Annotated in this window: 13 protein-coding genes and 1 other annotated feature; of the genes, 9 read left to right on the plus strand and 4 right to left on the minus strand. The window is 56.1% G+C overall.

Going from position 1 to position 18,790, the window contains the following annotated elements; genetic code table 11:
- Positions 1–458 precede the first annotated feature (458 nt).
- The 8 genes from KTT_RS29190 to KTT_RS29225 all read left to right on the plus strand — a co-directional run bounded on the left by KTT_RS29190 (position 459) and on the right by KTT_RS29225 (position 9,930).
- Positions 459–1,379 (plus strand): metal ABC transporter solute-binding protein, Zn/Mn family, encoded by a 921-nt coding sequence (locus KTT_RS29190; RefSeq protein WP_126601218.1) that lies wholly within the window; start codon positions 459–461, stop codon positions 1,377–1,379.
- Positions 1,379–2,200 carry a metal ABC transporter ATP-binding protein gene (locus tag KTT_RS29195; RefSeq protein WP_235845908.1) on the plus strand — a complete coding sequence of 274 codons (822 nt, stop codon included), beginning with the start codon at positions 1,379–1,381 and terminating at the stop codon, positions 2,198–2,200. The genes KTT_RS29190 and KTT_RS29195 overlap by 1 nt, the downstream gene beginning before the upstream one ends.
- Entirely contained in the window at positions 2,201–3,094 is an 894-nt protein-coding gene (locus KTT_RS29200) for a metal ABC transporter permease (RefSeq protein ID WP_126601219.1), read from the plus strand.
- Entirely contained in the window at positions 3,078–3,977 is a 900-nt protein-coding gene (locus KTT_RS29205) for a metal ABC transporter permease (RefSeq protein ID WP_126601220.1), read from the plus strand. Before KTT_RS29200 ends, KTT_RS29205 begins: the two co-directional genes overlap by 17 nt.
- 169 nt (positions 3,978–4,146) lie before the next feature.
- Positions 4,147–4,584 carry a Fur family transcriptional regulator gene (locus tag KTT_RS29210; RefSeq protein ID WP_126601221.1) on the plus strand — a complete coding sequence of 146 codons (438 nt, stop codon included), beginning with the start codon at positions 4,147–4,149 and terminating at the stop codon, positions 4,582–4,584.
- Between the two features lie 243 nt (positions 4,585–4,827).
- Positions 4,828–5,907, plus strand: coding sequence for a glycosyltransferase family 9 protein (locus KTT_RS29215; protein WP_160146206.1), 1,080 nt, complete (start codon positions 4,828–4,830; stop codon positions 5,905–5,907).
- Between the two features lie 229 nt (positions 5,908–6,136).
- Positions 6,137–7,288 (plus strand): bifunctional diaminohydroxyphosphoribosylaminopyrimidine deaminase/5-amino-6-(5-phosphoribosylamino)uracil reductase RibD, encoded by a 1,152-nt coding sequence (gene ribD, locus KTT_RS29220; protein WP_126601223.1) that lies wholly within the window; start codon positions 6,137–6,139, stop codon positions 7,286–7,288.
- 788 nt (positions 7,289–8,076) lie between these two features.
- Positions 8,077–9,930, plus strand: coding sequence for an MraY family glycosyltransferase (locus KTT_RS29225; protein ID WP_126601224.1), 1,854 nt, complete (start codon positions 8,077–8,079; stop codon positions 9,928–9,930).
- A gap of 34 nt (positions 9,931–9,964) precedes the next feature.
- Here the strand turns inward: KTT_RS29225 and KTT_RS29230 are convergent, their stop codons facing one another.
- Entirely contained in the window at positions 9,965–11,665 is a 1,701-nt protein-coding gene (locus KTT_RS29230) for a serine/threonine protein kinase (protein ID WP_126601225.1), read from the minus strand.
- Between the two features lie 569 nt (positions 11,666–12,234).
- A complete protein-coding gene (gene leuS, locus KTT_RS29235; protein WP_235845909.1) occupies positions 12,235–14,748 on the minus strand; it encodes a leucine--tRNA ligase in 2,514 nt (837 codons plus the stop codon).
- A gap of 97 nt (positions 14,749–14,845) precedes the next feature.
- Positions 14,846–15,104, minus strand: a binding site (T-box leader).
- A gap of 311 nt (positions 15,105–15,415) precedes the next feature.
- On the opposite strand from leuS, the gene KTT_RS29240 reads away from it, so the two are divergent.
- Complete coding sequence (locus tag KTT_RS29240; RefSeq protein ID WP_126601226.1) at positions 15,416–16,450, plus strand: SIS domain-containing protein; 1,035 nt, start codon at positions 15,416–15,418, stop codon at positions 16,448–16,450.
- 69 nt (positions 16,451–16,519) lie between these two features.
- Here KTT_RS29240 and leuD read toward each other — a convergent pair whose 3' ends face one another.
- Both leuD and leuC read right to left on the minus strand, forming a co-directional pair.
- Positions 16,520–17,152 carry a 3-isopropylmalate dehydratase small subunit gene (gene leuD / locus KTT_RS29245; protein WP_126601227.1) on the minus strand — a complete coding sequence of 211 codons (633 nt, stop codon included), beginning with the start codon at positions 17,150–17,152 and terminating at the stop codon, positions 16,520–16,522.
- Positions 17,153–17,174: 22 nt separating this feature from the next.
- The gene (gene leuC / locus KTT_RS29250) at positions 17,175–18,620 is read right to left on the minus strand and encodes a 3-isopropylmalate dehydratase large subunit (protein ID WP_126601228.1); all 1,446 of its coding nucleotides are present in this window, start codon (positions 18,618–18,620) and stop codon (positions 17,175–17,177) included.
- Between the last annotated feature and the right edge of the window lie 170 nt (positions 18,621–18,790).

Raw genomic sequence — 18,790 nt, forward strand, 5'->3', positions numbered from 1 at the left:
TTAACAAAACATCTATTCTCTTTCTTACACGAATTCCTGACAAAACAAGGGGACAAGCTAACGGCCCGGCAGATTTTGAAGAGCCAGGCAAAAAATGGAGTGGGACGACGAAATGTTAATGAGAATAGATCTCATTGACAGTACATCCCCGCTTATGGTATCCTCTCACCATATAGATATCGTGTATCATTAATAATGATACCTGATACTACTAAGAGCGTGTCCAGACTCCCGCCATGTTGGGGCCACTTGCGCGCCCCCGCACGCGCGTCCGCTGCGCGGCCGCGCCGGTTTTGGTTGTTGGTGCATCGGGGGCGCGGCCGCGCCCCCGATGCACCAACAACCAAAGGAAGCTTGAGCACCGCAGGTGCGAAAACTCATGCAGGCCGCAGGCCATCATCATGGGAGTCTGACACCCTCTACGTAGTGTAGATAATGTACGATGGAGCACTTATTTGATGGTCATCAAACGTAGCAAGGCTGCGGGTTTGATTCTGGCGCTGGTGGGAATATTTTTGCTGAGCGCCTGCAGCCTTCCAGCTACTAATAATATAGGGGGACAGGCGAGCAAGGGGACTATTCCTGTGGTGGCGGCCGAAAATTTTTACGGTGATATCGTCAGCCAGATTGGCGGCAAATATGTCAGTGTAACAAACATATTATCAGACCCTAATGTAGATCCCCATACATATGAGAGCAATGTCAACCAGGTAAAGGCTGTTGCCAAAGCCAGGCTGATCGTGGCCAATGGAGGGGGGTATGATGATTGGATGGACAAACTCATCTCCAGCACGCCAGATGAGAGTCGCCGGGTACTCAAAGGCTTTGACCTGGCCACGGTAAAGCTGCCCAACAACGAACACGTCTGGTATAGTCCTGTCAACGCCAGGACCATTGCCACCGCCATAGCAGACAACCTGAAAGCGATCGATGCCCGCCACGCGGCCGCATACGAAACCAACCTGCAGCGCTTCAAGAGTGAGAGCATGAAGATCGACCAGAAGCTGGCGGCCATTAAAGCAAGATACGCAGGGACGCCAATTGGTTTAACCGAGACCATCCTCCTCTATCAAACCGGTTCGATGGGCCTGAATGTGTTGACACCCGCCGAGTTCCAGAAGGCGATGGCCGAGGACAATGATCCGCCAGCTAGTACGGTGATTACCACTGAAAATCAGATTACCAGGCGTCAGATCAAAGTGCTTATCTATAACCAGCAGACTCAATCGACCATCATCACCAGGCTACAAAGCACTGCGCAGGCACAACACATCCCTACGATAGCCGTAACCGAAACAATGCCAGGCAATCAAACGTATCAAAGCTGGATGATAGGGCAGCTAAATGCACTGGAACAAGGTCTGGGCCAGAATAAATAATGGATGATGAAACATGGGTAGAAGAAATGAACGTGAATAATACTATTGTGGAACGGGGAGCTCCGATTATTTCGCTGGAGAGCGTACGCATCCGATTGGGGAAGCGTACAATCCAGGAAAATATTAACCTGTCCATCAACGCGGGCGAGTTTGTCGCCATTCTGGGTCCAAATGGAGCTGGCAAGAGTACCCTGCTCAAGCTGCTATTGGGTTTAATAAAGGCGGAGACGGGCACGGTTCGTATCATGGGACGGCCGCCGCGCCGGGGCAATACCGATATCGGCTACGCGCCACAGCACCGGGTGCTGGAAGCAGACCTGGCGCTGCGCGCCCGCGACGTCGTCGGCTTTGGTCTCGATGGTCATCGCTGGGGACCGGGGTGGCCCAGCCGCAAGCGCACCGCGACCATCGAAAAGGCGCTACAAGAGGTTGACGCCCTGCATTTCGCCGACGCCCCGGTGGGCCAGCTCTCGGGCGGTGAACAGCAGCGCCTTCTGATCGCCCAGGCACTCTTGACCAATCCGCGTCTGCTGCTGCTCGACGAGCCGCTCTCTAACCTGGACATCGCGCGCGGACAGGAGATCGTCACCCTGGTCAATAACCTCTGTCGCGCGCGCAACGTGGCGGTAATGCTGGTGGCGCACGACGTCAATCCATTGCTACATGTGGTAGACAAGGTTATCTACGTGGCGAACCAGCATTGCACCATAGGAACGCCGGAAGAAGTCATTACCAGTGAAACCCTGACGCGCCTCTATGGATCGCCGGTAGAGGTAGTCAGAGCACTCGGGCGGGTGTTTGTAGTTGGAGCGGAGATCTAAATGCTGTATTCCATCATGGACTCGCTACAATACGAATTCGTGCGCAACGCTCTGCTGGCCGGCTCATGCATTGCGATCGTGGCGGCCATCACAGGCTATTTCTTAATCGCGCGCGGCCTGACCTTCGCCGGACACGCGCTACCGAACATTGGCTTTGGGGGTGCCGCCGGGGCGGTCCTGCTCGGGCTCAGTCCGGTCTATGGCCTGTTCGCCTTTACCATCGGCGCGGGCATTATCATTGGACTACTGGGCAAAGAGGTACGCGAACGCGATATCTCCATTGGCATCATCATGACCAGCGCCCTCGGGCTTGGGCTGATGTTTCTCTCGCTCTACTCGGGCTATGCTGAACGCGTTTACAGCGTGCTATTTGGCACCATCCTGGGCATCAGCGTAAACGACGTGTGGACCATGGTCATCACCTGTCTGCTAACCATCATCGCCATCATCGCCTTGTATCGCCCGCTCCTATTTAGCTCGTTTGATCCAGAGGTGGCGCAGGCCCGTGGCGTTCCCATTCGCGGCATCGCCGTCCTCTTTCTGGTTCTGGTCGCCATGGCGGTCTCGATCGCCATCCAGATCGTCGGCGCGCTCCTGATATTTACCATGCTGGTCGGACCCGCCGCGACCGCCATCCGCATCGCCCAGCGTCCGATTACAGCCATCATGATCGCTATCGGACTTGGACTGCTCTACATGTGGGCGGGTATCTTCCTGTCGGTCGCCAATGGGCTCTGGCCTGCCAGTTTTTACATCGCCACCATCTCATTTGCCGTCTATCTGCCCGTGCGCATCTTATCGCCACGCTGGCTAGGGAAGCGCGGTCGTCGCGAGCGTCCGCCAGTTAATCAATCAATCAAAGCACCGGAAACAGAATATGCTAGAACTTTTTAATTACGAAATCGTCCAGAACGCATTTGGCGCCGGGACCATTGTAGCAATCATCGCTGCCTGCATCGGCTACTTTGTTGTGCTGCGCTCACAGACGTTTGCCAGTGAAGCGCTCTCTGATATCGGGTTCGCCGGAGCCACCGGAGCCATCGTCTTTGGCTTCAGCTCGTTGATCGGCATGCTCATCTTCTCCATGCTATCCGCGCTCGGCATGGGTGCGCTGGGAGAACGTATTCGAGGACGCGATGTTGAGATCGGGATGGTGCTCTCATTCGCCCTGGGTCTGGGCGTACTCTTTCTAAGCATCTACACCCAGACCGGCAGCGCCGGCGTTAACTCGGGTGTGGGCATCCTCTTCGGCTCGATTCTAAGCGTCAGACGCTCGGACGTCCTGATAGCGCTGGGCTGCGGAATCTGCTTATTAATTTTGCTGATGATCCTGTATCGTCCACTCCTCTTCGCATCCATCGATCCAGAGGTAGCGCAGACGCGAGGCGTGCCGGTACGCACGCTCTCGATCATCTTTCTACTTATGCTCTCGGTCACAGTCTCCATCTCCATCCTGGTCGTGGGGGTCCTGCTGATCATCGCGCTGCTGATCGCGCCCGCCGCCACCGCGCTTCGCCTGACCCATCAGCCGCGTCACTCGCTGATCCTATCCATCATCCTCAGCCTGGCCTGCACATGGAGCGGGCTCATCCTGGCCTTCACGGGTAGCTTCGGCAAGCAGTTGCCAGTAGGCTTCTATATCTCAGCCATAGCCGCGGCATTCTACTTCATCTCAATCATCATCAGTCGCCTGGGGATCATTCATACACCTCAACGCACGGAAAAACTGGTTCGTTGTACGGATTGTCACAAACGCACACAGCCAGACTATCAGTAGGTATCAATATAACAGATAAAGTGTAGTTAGCTCATGATTGTTGTGGTAAACTATAATAACCACAAATATACTTGCGGCGTTGCAAACGGGGAACATCATCAAAAACTGATGGTGTATGGAGGAGGCAAGCTAACAGCACAAGAGCACAGATATTAAACGGAGAAATGAAATGTCAAAGGAGATAACGGACAAAATCTATACAGCGTTTGACGAGATGAGTCAGCGCAACACCCGTCCACGCCGACTCATCGCCGAGCGGCTCGTTCAACTGGCCAACTCGGGACACGACTTCACCACCGATGATCTCTGGCAAGAACTGCGCGCCATCGAACCCAGGATTGGTCGCGCCACCGTCTTCCGCTCGATTGAAAAGCTGGTCGATAAAGAACTGCTCGACCGCATCGAGTTCGCCGATGGTACGCATCACTACCGGGTCTGCGGAGGGAGCCACCACCATCACCTGACCTGCACCCAATGTCACCGGGTGGTCGAAGTTGACCTCTGCCTCCCTCCCGAACAGCTCAACGCCATTGGTAGTCAGACCAACTTTGAAATCGAAGGGCATTCCCTCTCCCTCTTTGGACGTTGCGAGTCCTGTCGCTCCTGATAGAATGGATCGTGGCAAAACAAGAAATCGGGTAACAGCAGAGTCCACATTTGCTCTTGCCAGGCGTAACAATTACTAAAGGTTCAATTTATGGGTTGAGCCGCTCGCGAGCTCGATATAGCATCCCCATTGAGCATGCTTCCAGGTGCTTAACACAATATGATCAGTAGCTCCAGACAGACCGGGGGGTTGTTTTTTGTGCCCGCAAGTAGGGCCGGGTACGAGGAAAGGGAAGCAGTGAAGATGAAGTACCACGACACACCACACCAGGCCATTAAAGTAGCTGGCAAGCTCACCCGAGTCAAGAAAATAGCTATCCTACAGGCCGGTGCACCAGGAGACTTCATCTTCACACTGCCAGCGTTGGAAGCGCTACGCCATACCTATCCCAGGGCCGAAATTGTCCTGCTCGGTCAGAACTGGCACGCCGCCTTTTTGCGGGGGCGCCCCTCACCGATCGACCGGGTTGTGGTCGTACCGGCCTGCCAGGACGCGCACGCGACAGATCACCGTGATCTGGAGTGGTTCTTCGCACACATGCAGGCGGAGCACTTCGACCTGGCTCTGCAAATGCAGGATGGTAGTAGAGGCATCAGCGCCTTCCTGCTCAGGCTTCAGGCTCGCGTTACCGCCGGTTATGACGCACCCGATGGTCCTCAACTAGATCGCAGTCTCCCATACACTCCGTTTCAGCACGAAATTCTGCGCTGGCAGGAGATCGCCGCCCTGGTAGGAGCGGCCACGGAGACCAATTCACAACCTGAACTGATCGTGATGGCAAAAGACCTGGAAGAATCACTGCGAGTGGTAGCAGCAGATTCATGTCCCCTGGTGGTGCTCCATCCGGGTAGCGACGATCCACGCGGCCGCTGGCCCGGACAGCACTTCGCCGCCGTAGGAGACGCCCTGGCCCGTGAAGGGATGCGCATTGTCATTACAGGCAGCGAGCAGGAGAGCGACCTCGCAACCCAGATCACGCGGCAAATGAGAGCTTCCGCGCAGAACGTAGCCGGAAAGCTCTCATACGCGGGTCTGTGCGGCCTGCTCTCCCGCTGTCGCCTCACCATCGCCAATGATGCCGCCATCCAGCAACTGGCCAGTTGTGTCGGGAGCGCCACTATCGGCCTCTACTGGTGCGTCAATATGCTCTCCGGCGGACCGCTCAATCGACTGCGCCACCGTCCGTTTATCTCATGGCAGCTCGACTGTCCTATCTGCGGCCACAACCAGCTCTATGAACGCTGCGGCCACCTGGCCTCGCTGATTACAGATATCAGCAGTGACGAAGTGATCAACGGCGCCTGGGAATTGCTTCGGGCTTGAGCAACCTATGAACACAGACATGTTTTTCCAGAGTAGGATTGACTCTCCTTCCACGATCAGCGGATGAGTAGATGCCAGTTTTTCGGCCCTGACTACTTGACGACCATCCATGAGATACGCAATACTTCTCAAATGAAGCCGAGAGACAAAAGGAATAAGGATATTACGATCGTCCCAGATCCTTTGATTTTTCAGGCTGATCGGCCTGGAAGGGTGGATTCTTGTCTTGATGAACGACGATAATCATAACAACAATAATACTGAATTTATGGCGCAAGCACTTACCCGCGCCCGTTCGGTTATCGGGCGCACCAGCCCTCGTCCACCTGTGGGGGCAGTGGTCGTGCTGGATGGCACAGTAGTTGGCGCGGGCGCAACCGATCCTCCATTTGGTCCCCACGCGGAGGTGAACGCACTGCTCCAGGCTGGCGAGATGGCGCGGGGAGCAGATCTCTATGTGACGCTTGAGCCATGCTGCGTGGCGATCCATACCCCACCCTGCACGCACGCCATTCTGGAGGCAGGCATTCGACGCGTGGTGGTGGCGACGCTTGATCCCAATCCCCTGGTCGCCGGACGCGGCATGGCGCAATTGCGCGAGGCCGGCATCGAGGTGGTTGTTGGTCCCGGCTCGGCTGAAGCGCAGGAGATTATACGTCCGTTCTCGACCTTTATTACCCGGCATCGCCCCCATTTTAGCGCCAAGTGGGCGATGACCCTCGACGGTAAGATCGCGACCTATACCGGCGACGCGTATTGGATCAGTAATGATGCATCCCGCGTCTGGGTCCACAACTTCCGCGAGGAGGTAGACGCGATTATCATCGGTAGCGCGACAGCGCGCCTCGATGATCCGCAATTAACCGTGCGGCTTGAGCCGCATCAGCACTGGTATCCCCGAACCACTCGTTCTGGCGGACCACTGCGAGTGATCGTTTCCACCCATGGTGATCTCCCGGCACACCTCAAACTGCTGCAGCCAGCACTTGCCGCCGGCACCTGTATCATTGTTGGAGAGGGCGCCTCCCCTGATAACATCGACCGCCTGCGCTCCAGCGGCGCTGAGATCATACGCGCCGAAGTGAATCAGGGGGGCTTCATCGATATGCAGACGATCAGTTCGCTGCTAGCGGAAAAGGGGCTCATGCATGTGCTGCTTGAAGGCGGGAGCCAGCTCTTAGGCCAGGCCTTTGATCAACGTCTGATTGATCAGGTGGCCGCTTTTATCGCTCCGCGCCTGATTGGTGGTCGAGCGGCTCCGTCCCCCATTGGAGGGACCGGTCTTTCTATGATGAAGCACGCCCTTACATTAGCCAATCAACGCTCTCAGATTATTGATGGCGACATCTTAATCCAGGGACTGATTGTGTATGAAACATGAGCGCCCCTGCACGGGCGTCCGCTGCGCGGCCGCACTTATTTTGTATTGGTGCATGGGTTGGAGTGCGCAGTTGCGCACTCCAACCCATGCACCAATACAAAATAGGCTCGTGACCAACGCAGTTGCGAAACCTCCACTCATAGAACGTGTCAAACTCCTATCGTGTGCTCCTTCTCTCCTTATGAGCTTTTGATTTCGGCGAGCTCACCATCTTTCCATATATTGGTACATAGCTCTCACCATCTTTCCATATATTGGTGCATAGCTCTCACTATCTTTCCATATATTGGTGCATAGCTCTCACCATCTTTCCATATATTGGTGCATAGCTCTCACCATCTTTCCATATATTGGTGCATAGCTCTCACCATCTTTCCATATATTGGTGCATAGCTCTCACCATCTTTCCATATATTGGTGCATGCGGTGCGCGGATGCGCACCGCATGCACCAATATACAAAACCAGCGCGGCTGCGCAGCAGCCGCGTGTGCGGGGGCACTCATGTGCCCCTATACGACGAGAGTCAAACACTCTTATATAAAAGAGCATATCGAGAGCTAAAAACGAGCCGTAATTTCGAGGGGTTCGTGCGTACTTATAGAGTAGAAAACAGCTTGCATAAACATGCGGGTTAGTAAGAGAAAGTATGGTGTCAGCGATCGACATCTACGTACCTTTCTCCTAGTATCAAAGAGATAAAGTTACATACATATAAAACCGGTCGTCTCAAACCGTTAGGGGAAAAATATTTTAAACCATAAATCGACCATGAGAGTTGACTAAACTATGAATTCAATACAATTTGATCAGATCTGCTGGCTATTGCTCGCATTTATACTCTGCTTCGCGGGCAGCCTGCTCTTATGTGGCCTTGCCCGCAAGCTCTTCCCCACGTTTCGCAGTGGCGAGCATAAACCGGGCACGCATCGCACAGATATGCCAACAAGCAGTGGACGGGCCATTAAAACGGTTGAGCTCCCATTAGTCGGTGGACCAGCCTTTACCATAGCCATTGTTGGCAGCGGGATCAGCGCTGGCTATATTTTAAATCTCAATCAAAATCAATGGAACCTTCTCTTGATCGGTTTAGGGGCAACCATCGGTTACGCCCTTGTCGGCTTTCTGGATGACTGGCGTAAAGTCTATAGCAATCAAGGGTTATCCGAAAGGGCGAAATTTGCCGGCGTCTTCCTGGTCTCGGTAGCCGCCGCTGTTTGTTACTTCTTTCTATTTTCGGCGGGACAAGAATCCTACAGCCTGTGGAAGGATCTGCCGATTCTGGGGCGGCTAATCTGTAGCAGTTCGGTAGCGGTCGACCAGCCTTGCCGGGTCGTTTTTCCACAACTGGCCTACTTTGGCTGGTTTATCTTCCTGGTCCTGCTGGTAGGCTTCACCGGCACGGCAACCGCCGTATCGGTCGATTTCAGCGATGGCTTTGATGGGCTCTCCGGTGGACTGGTTGTTAGCGCCGCCATCGCGCTGGCCCTGGCCATTACCGGCCGTTTAAGTGATCTTGGAACGCATCCCGAGGGCATCGTACTGGAGCTACTGGCCTTGGTCTGCGCGGGAGGGGTGCTGGGATTCCTCCCCTGGTGCTGGCCCTCGTCGTGGGCGGCCAGGCGTAGCGGCGTCGTCAAGCGGCGCGCCCGCATCATCATGGGGGATAGTGGAGCACTGGCACTGGGCGGTCTGCTGGCCATCATCGCCCTCTTCTCACGCAATGAAATCCTGCTGCTCACCACCATTGGAGGAGTCTTCGTACTGGAGGCGCTCTCGGTCATCGTCTCCACCCGCATTCTCACACCATTCTATCGTCGCCGCTTAAGGATTCTACGCTTCGAGAATAAAAAGGAATTCGTACCGCACACCGAGTTTCCGCTGCCATTTCTGGCCGCGCCCCTGCACCATCACTTCGACCTGTTAGGATGGGACAGAAAACAGCTCGTCTACTGTGCATGGACGTTGGGAGCGATCTTCGCGGGACTGAGCGTGCTGATTTCGGTAGACACCATCAGCTGGCAGCGCTACCTGGCCCGCTTTCTGGGCTTCGTTCTGATGGCGGTTATCTGGTCCAGCGGTACCTGGTCCAAATGTTACTTTGTCGGCAAACAATCACTAGCCGGGCGCAACCGGCACCGCCGCCTGGCCCTATACTATGGTTATCCCTTGAGCATTATGGGGATCAACCTCTATCATCACGTTGAGAGCATCGAAGCCAGTGAAGATGTGATTGAGACGCCGGCCGAAGAACTGGCCCTGTGGCAGCGCATGACGATCTTTGATGCGCGCGCCATGCTCGGGCTCTATTGCTATCGTGCAGGCTACTATCCAGCCGCCATGGCTCAGTGGAGCCGCATTCCTGAACGCAACCGCAAATTGCGTCCCGAAATCGTTATCCTCTTGAATGAGGTCGATAATCGCCTGGCGCTGGAAAAGCAGGAGACCCAGCCGATGCGCCGCGATCAGCTACGAGCCAGGATCGAAGAGAACAAGCAACCCATCTTTACCGGAAACTTACCGCCAGCGGATATGCCTAATCCATATGAGCCTATCAGCGAAGAAGAGATGAGCACTGGAAACATCGACGCGCCATGGAAAACCCTGGTGCCAGACAATAAAGCTGAACGCGATCAGGGCTGATAACGACAAAACAAAGTCGGGGCAAGCCCGCCACCTACTGGCATTGCCAGGTGATGGTGATGTCGATAGCATTGTGCGGGCCCTGGATGGTAAAACGCGCGCTCTTGCTGGTCTGACCGCCATTTCCGAAGCCGCAGCGCAAAGCTACGGTAGCATTTACCATCTGTGAATTCTGGGCTCCCACGGTCCCCTGATTATTGTCACCATCCTCAGAATTAATCGAACCGAGATAATTCGGAAGATTCGAGGTAGCGACCCAGTGCACATCGTTATTGCTACGGTTGGTCAGGGTAATCGGGCAGTTCGCCAGGCCGAAGCCCATCGTCGAGCAACCGTCCAGGTTTTGAAATGAGGTCTTATCCGCCTGCAATAGCTGAGAGACGGCAACAGCGGTCGCTGTGGCGGCAATATGCTGCTGCGTCACCGCGGTTGCCGTGGCATTGAGATGGGTCTGGGCCTGCGCGGTCCCGGTGACATCGCGCTGCGTCACCGCCGTCTGGGTAGCGCTGATATTATGCAGTGACCTGGCTACCGCTGTCTGCGTTGCCGCGTGATCTGGCGCAGCGAAAAGGTCCAGTTTCCCTAAAGGGTGGCTTAAGGTAAAGGCATAGGCCCAACCGGCGCCACCCACCAGCAGGACCAGCGCGGCCAGGAAAATCAAGGTCATCTTACGCGTCGAGAAATCTTGCGCAGGCTGGAAACGCCGATAGGGCACAGGAGTGACAGCATCCTGCCGTTGCGCGGCCCCCCCACCGGAAATGGCTATGGTGGGGGTACTATGCTCCATCAGCGCGAGGCGTACCGGCGCGGCATTGTCCTCATCGGAACCTTTGTTAGGCATCAGCCAGGGGAGCCTGCCGGAGGCGCTAGCCTGCAGGGACTTCTGGAGAGCCTGGGCAAAATCAAACACCGAAGGGAAGCGATCTTCAGGCTGCTTGGCCAGCGCGCGTAGTAAAACAGCATCAACGCCGGGAGGAAGTGCAGGATTCAAGCGTGATGGTGGTTCCGGTGGCACGTGCATATGCTTATACATGATCTGGCCTGGCGCGCCATCAAAGGGCGGCTGACCAACCAACAGTTCATAAGCCATGATCGCCAGCGCATACTGATCGGTAGCGAAGACGGGATGGCCATCCCACTGCTCCGGAGCCATGTATGTCAATGTGCCACGAATGGTCTGGCTGGTATGCGAAGTGACCAGCAGGGAGCGGGCCACGCCGAAGTCCGCCAGCAGTAGGTCCGGTTGTGAGGGCTGCTCGGGCCGGATGCGCAGGAGAAAGTTGTCTGGCTTCACATCCTGGTGCACGATACCCTGGCTGTGCGCATGCTGCAGGGCGCCCGCAGCCTGAGAAATAAGGCGCGCTACCTCTAACGACGGCAATAAATCATGCTCATCACGATCCCTCACCCATTGATAGAGCGAACCCTCGGGTCGATAGGGCATCACCATATAGGTCAGGGTGGCGCCATTGACATCTTGCTCGCCATAATCGAACAGCGGTAGGATCGCCGGATGATCCAGGCTAGCGATGGCATGCATCTCACGCTCAAAAAGCTGAGTTGATTTCTGAACGTTTTCTGATGCGCGATACATAGGAGAATCGTTCCGCACCACTTTTACCGCCACACGTCTCTTAATACGCGTGTCATCCGCCAGGTAGACCTCACCCATACCGCCGCTTCCCAGCTGCTGCTGCAGGCGATAGCGACCAAGGTATATTCCTTCTAACGCCATATCACTTCACTCTCCCTGGAATTCTCAGAAGATCAATGCCCAAATTTTATTAGCGCCTATCGACCTTAATGAAAATACTATCATCAATATAACACACAATGATACAAAGTTCATAATAAATAAGCAAATGAGTACTTTATAATAAAACGTGGGCGCCAGCAGAATTTGGCGCCCACGACCGGGCGGCCGCTGCGCGGCCGCCCGGGGTTTTCTGTGTTGGTGCAACAGGGGCGCTTTCGCGCCCCTGTTGCACCAACACAGAAACGGTTTTTGGGCCCCTGTTGCACCATTCTAGAAGCGGCTTTTGGGCCTCTGTTGCACCAACACAAAAACGGCTTTTGGGCCCCTGTTGCACCATTCTAGAAGCGGCTTTTGGGCCTCTGTTGCACCAACACAAAAACGGCTTTTGGGCCCCTGTTGCATCAACACAGAAACGGTTTTTGTGCCCCTGCTGCACTATTCTAGAAGCGGCTTTTGGGCCTCTGCTGCACCATTCTAGAAGCGGCTTTTGAGCACCAGAGATATCTATGTGAAGCAACATTTGTGCATCGGAGATATCTCAATGCTAGTTATCGGGTAACGATGTTGATCAGGCGACCGGGTACGTAGATGATGTTCTGGATGGGATGTTCGGCGATATAGCGCTGGATGCGGGTGGTGCTGATCGCCTGTTGCTTGATGATTGCTTCAGGGGCGTCAGCGCTGACCTCGATGCGGTCGCGGACGCGTCCATCGACCTGGATGGGCAACCAGAACATCTCTTGCTGAATGGCCTCAGGATCGTAGATGGGCCAGGAAACTGTATGGATCGAACTGGCATGGCCGGTCTGCTCCCACAATTCCTCGCTGATAAAAGGAGCGATCGGGGCCAGCAGCAGCAGCAGCGTCTCGATCTCCTGGTCCGTAGTATGGGCTTTGCGCGTCAGGGCGTTCAGGTACTCCATCAGGGTGGCGATGGCGGTATTATATTTGAAAGCCTGCAGATCTTCGGTGACGCGTTTCATTGTGACGTGCAGCATACGCTGTTCCTCGCGCGCCGCCGGTTGTTGCATTGCAGTTGACTGCCGGTGTTGCCGTACCAACTGCCAGACGCGGTCCAGGAAGCGCACCACGCCGCCGATATTGCGATCACTGAAATCGCCATCGGCCTCGTAGGGTCCCATAAACATCAGGTACATGCGGAAGGCGTCCGCGCCCAGGTGCTCGATGTAGTGATCGGGATTAATCACGTTCCCGCGCGACTTGGAGATCTTGGCGCCGTCACGGGTAATGGTGCCGTTGGCGCGAAAGCGCCGGAACGGCTCGCTGAACTCCAGCAAACCCAGATCGTGCAGGGCCATGGCGATGAAACGCACATACATCAGGTGCAACACGCTGTGGTCCGCGCCCCCGATGCACATATCCACCGGCAGCCAGCGCCTCGTCATCTCGGGATTCCAGGCCTCCTGTTGATCGTTTGAAGAGGAATAGCGCAGGTAGTACCAGGCGGAATCCAGAAAGTTGTCGCTGACATCGGTCTCACGGCGGGCCGGCTGGCCGCAGACGGGACAGGTCGTGTTGACAAAATCCTCGATAGCCGCTAGGGGAGAGACACCGGTGCCAGTTGGCATCCACTGCTCCACGTCAGGCAGCAGGACCGGCAGCTGGTCGTCGGGGACCGGCACCGCCCCGTGCTCGGAACAATAGATGATCGGGATGGGCGGCCCCCAGTAGCGCTGGCGGCTGATCAGCCAGTCGCGCAGGCGATATTTTATGCTGCGTCTTCCCAGCTGTCGCTGCTCAAACCAATCGCAGATGGCCTCCTGAGCCTGCGCTGAAGGCATGCCGGTATACGCGCCCGAATCTACCAGCATGCCTGCCTGTGTGAATGCCTCCGTCATGGTCGCGGCATCGACTGTTGGTTCCGAAGACGGCTGCACCACCACGTGTACGGGCAGATTCTCCTGGCGCGCAAAGGTAAAGTCGCGCTCATCGTGCGCCGGCACGCCCATCACAGCACCAGCGCCATAGCCCTCCAGCACAAAATCAGCGATCCAGATCGGAATGCGTTCACCCGAGAACGGATGGATAGCATATGCGCCAGTAAAGGCACCGGTCATCGTCTGCTCCTGCTGCGTGCGCAGACTGTTCACCGTCTCCTGGTATGCTCTGACGCGATCGCGATAAGAAGACGCCGTAATTTCAGTCACCAGCGCATGATGGGGTGCCAGCGCCACAAAGGTCATGCCAGCGATGGTATCGGGGCGGGTTGTATAGACCTCAACATAACTACCAGGCTTCCCATCGATCTCCATGCGGAACTCCAGCCCCTGCGAACGACCGATCCAGTTGCGCTGGCTGGCCTTCACGCGCTCGCTCCAATCCAGGCTATCCAGGTTATCCAGCAGGCGTCCCGCATAATTGGTCAGCTTCAAAAACCACTGCTCCAGCCAGCGCCGCTCCACGATAGAGTCGCAGCGCTCGCAACGGCCATTGATCACCTGCTCATCGGCCAGCACGGTCTTATCATGGGGACACCAGTTGACAGGGGCAGCCTTACGCTCGGCCAGTCCCCCCTTAAACAGCTGCACAAAGATCCACTGCGTCCAGCGATAATAATCAGGATCGGTAGTATTCAACTCATGCGACCAGTCAAAGCGATTGCCCATGCGCTTCAATTGTTGCTCGCGAAAATGCTCAACATTATGGGCCGTCAGAATGCGCGGATGGATGCCGCGCTTGATGGCAAAATTCTCGCTATGGATGCCAAAGGCATCAAAGCCGATCGGCTCAAAGACGGAGTGGCCCTGCATCGCCATCAAGCGACCATGCAGGTCCGAGCCCACATAGGAATAAAAATTGCCCACGTGCAACCCCTCGGCGGAGGGATAGGGGAACATCATCAGATTGTAGTAGGGGCGTGGCGCCTGCCGCAGGTCCACCTGATAAATCTTCTGCTCCTCCCAACGAGCGCGCCACTTCGCCTCAAAACGAGCAAAGTCATAACGGGGAGCACGAATACGCTTTATCGCCTGCTCAGCAGCCGACTCGGTAGGGATTGGTGCTGCGCCAGTAACAGCGGCGGGAAATCTCGCTTCAGACACAAGATCCTCCTTAATGAACTTAGAGAGAACATTGCGCGGAGGACCGGGTTCAGTGATGCGACCGTAATCCAGGCATCAAAAAAGCGCCCTCCGCCCTGGCAAGGGCGAAAAGTGCGCACAGACCCACTTTCGCGGTACCACCTTGTTCACCACCGCCTCGCGGCGACGGCCTTTTGGGTGCCAACACACCCGAACCCTATAACGGGAGTACCCGGAGCCAGCTACTTCCATCCCGCAGGATATTTCACCGGCACGGCTCGCAAGGGAGCTTCAGGTTGCTCTGAATACCAGCTCACACCAGCCGCTGGCTCTCTGTGATCCCCGACAACCCTACTTTCCTTGTTCAATGCCACACTGCTATTTTTCTTTATATGCATAAATTACCCAATCTCATGCGCTTTGTCAAGTACATGGATAGTATTTCAGGTGTAGGGCAAGAAGACACCCAGGTCGTATAGACCACTATACCAGAAAATATGGTATAGTAAGAAAAGCCAGATAAATCGCAAAAGGAAGGCAGATGCAGGGCAAATACAATTCGTAGACATTAATGGGAACATTCTTTTCCGCTCTCGTTCTTAAATTGAATGTGGTGGCCCTTGCGGTCGATTCCCGTCGACGCACGTCCCGGTTCGTCGTTCATTTTAAATATAAAAGGGGATTACAGATGTCATCATTGTTAGAGCAGGAGATTCTGAGTCAACCCGAGGTTATTGCAGGGCTGTTGGATAAAGAGACGCGGCACATCCAGCAGATCGTGGCGCAGTTGCCAGCATTTGATTATATTTTGATCGCGGCCCGTGGCTCATCGGATCACGCGGCGACCTATGCCAAATATGCCTGGGAAACAATGGGTCGCTATCCGGTCGCGCTGGCGGCGCCATCCGTACATACGCTGTATGACGCGCCTCCACGGATGAATAACGCGCTGGTTGTGGGCATCTCGCAATCCGGCCAATCGCCGGACATTGTGGCGGTGCTAGCAGAGGGCAAGCGCCAGGGACGGCCGACCATCGCCATCACCAATGATAGCAATTCAGCGCTGGCCAGGGCGGCCGACCATGTGGTGGAGCTGCATGCTGGACAGGAGAAGAGCGTCGCCGCCACCAAAACGTATACCGCGCAGCTGGCGATCATGATGCTCTTCGCGGCCGCCTGGAGCGGCGATCAGCAGCGGCTGACCGAGCTGCAGCAGGTACCGGAAGCTATCGCGAAGGCGCTGCAGAGCGCTCCGGAGATCGCGCAACGCACAGAGCGCTACCGCTACATGAACCAGTGCGTTGTGGTGGGGCGTGGCTACAACTACGCCACCTCTTTCGAACTGGCGCTCAAATTAAAGGAGCTCACCTATGTCATGGCCACCGCCTACTCATCGGCGGACTTCCGCCATGGTCCCATCGCCACCGTCGAGGAGGAGTTGCCAACCATTCTGATCATGCCCAGCGGAGCCGCCTACGCCGACATGGTCGAGCTGGCCCAGGATCTCCAGAAGCGCCAGGCAGAACTGCTGATCATCTCCGACGCCCAGGAGGCGCTCAAAATGGCCCAGACGCCCTTCGCCATGCCTACCGGCATACCCGAATGGCTCAGCCCGATCACCGCCATCATCCCTGGTCAGCTGTTTGGACTGCACCTGACCCTGACCAAGCGACTGCAGCCGGACACGCCCCGTGGCCTGAACAAGATTACTCTCACCCGTTAACACGCACAAAAACTGCGGCCCTTTGATCAATCAAAGGGCCGCAGTTTTTGTGCGCGGGAGAATAAGCGGTTAGCGGGCGATCAGCGAATCGGAAAAGAGCCAGGGAGCCTCCTGCCGACGACGCTGCTCATAGCTAGCGATATCATCTTTCATCTGCAGGGTCCAGCCGACCATGTCCAGTCCCTTCAACAGGCGCTCTTTCCTGAAGGCGTCGATCTCGAAACGGATCACCTCGCCGTTGGGACGCGTCACGGTCTGGGCAGCCAGGTCAATGTCCAGCGTATAGCCGGGATTGGCCTGCACCTCCGCCATCAGCGCGGTGACCACCGCCTCGGGGACCGCGATCGGCAGGATGCTGTTGCTGAAACAGTTGTTGTAGAAGATATCGGCGAAGCTGGGGGCGATAATGGCGCGAAAACCATACTCGGCCAGCGCCCAGGGAGCGTGCTCACGCGAGGAGCCACAACCGAAGTTATCACCAGCTACCAGAATGCTGGCCCCCTGGTAGCGCGGCTCATTCAGCACGAAATCCGGATTGGGCGTCTGCTGCTCATCCAGGTAACGCCAGTTGGCGAACAGGGCTTCGCCAAGACCGGTACGCTTGACCGTCTTCAGGAAGCGCGCAGGCAAGATCTCATCGGTATTGACGTTTACACGATTCAGGGGCAGCACCAACCCATTATGTGTGGTAAATGGTTGCATATCTCTTCTTAGCTCCTCTTCACTACCAGGAACGGATATCAACAAAGTGGCCGGTGACAGCGGCCGCCGCCGCCATGGCCGGACTGACCAGGTGGGTACGGCCACCGCGTCCCTGGCGCCCCTCAAAGTTACGGTTGCTGGTGGAGGCGCAGCGTTCACCCTCGCTCAGGCGATCTCCATTCATGGCGATGCACATGCTACAGCCTGCCTCGCGCCACTCAAAGCCCGCCTCACGGAAGATATCGGCCAGACCCTCCTCCTCGGCGATGCGACGCACATTGGTTGAGCCAGGTACCACCAGCGCCCGCACATTGGGAGCTACATGCTTGCCCTTGACATACTGAGCAGCCATGCGCAGATCATCCAGGCGTGAATTGGTACAGGAGCCGATAAAGACCGTATCCACCTGAATATCGGTCACCTTCTGGCCCGCGTTCAGGCCCATATACTTCAAGGCACGCTCATAACTCTCGCGTATCTGAGGATCGGACTGCTGCGCGGGATCGGGCACGCTACCGGTGACATCCAGCACCATACCAGGATTAATGCCCCACGTCACCTGGGGTCCCAGACCCTCGACATTGACCTCGTGGACCGCGTCGTACTGCGCACCGGGATCGCTCGCCAGCTGGCGCCAGGCCGCGACCGCCTGCTCAAACTGCTCGCCCTGCGGGGCATAGCGACGACCCTTGATATATTCAAAGGTCGTATCATCGGGGGCCACCATACCCATGCGCGCGCCCGCCTCAATCGCCATGTTGCACAGCGTCATACGGCCTTCCATCGACAGCGCACGAATGGCCGAACCGCTGAACTCGATCACATAGCCGGTTCCAACGCCCGTCCCCAGCTTGCCGATAATGGCCAGCGCCAGGTCCTTCGCCGTCACGCCCTCTGAAAGAGTACCCTCAACGCGAATATTCATCGTCTTCGGCTTTTCCTGCCACAGACACTGCGTGGCCAGCACATGCTCAACCTCGCTGGTCCCGATACCGAAAGCCAGAGCCCCAAAGGCCCCATGCGTCGATGTATGGGAATCGCCACACACAATCGTCATGCCGGGCAGCGTCAGACCCAGATCCGGGCCGATAATGTGCACGATCCCCTGCCGCGCATCCTGCATATCAAATAAGGTCAGCCCGAAGTCACGCGTATTCTGCTCCAGGGTCGTAATAGTGGTAGAGATCGCCGTATCAACGATATCCAGCTTGCGGCGCCCCTGGGTGGTCGGAATATTATGGTCCAGCACAGCCACAGTTGCATCCGGACGCCGCACCGGCAATCCGGCGGAGCGCAGGCCCGCAAACGCCTGGGGAGAAGTCACCTCATGCACAAGGTGACGATCGATATAGATAAGAGTGGCCTCACCGGGCTGATCCTTGACTACATGGGACTGCCAGATTTTATCAAACAGGGTTTGTGGACGTCGCGTCGTATTGCCGTCCACTGCTTGCTTGTCAGCTACCATATGCACCTCTTCTCCTGAGTACCAACGTCCCCTGGCGAAAACAGGGACCACAGCGCGCGCATAGAGGCGTGCGCGACAGTTATTATGTGAAGTATAATAACATACAATTGATATGTCTAATACCTATCAGAGCTAAGGTTGATGCCTGCAGGTTATCAACATAAAGGGGG

Origin of the sequence: Dictyobacter aurantiacus (assembly GCF_003967515.1) — a bacterium.
Classification (GTDB): Bacteria; Chloroflexota; Ktedonobacteria; order Ktedonobacterales; family Ktedonobacteraceae; genus Dictyobacter; species Dictyobacter aurantiacus.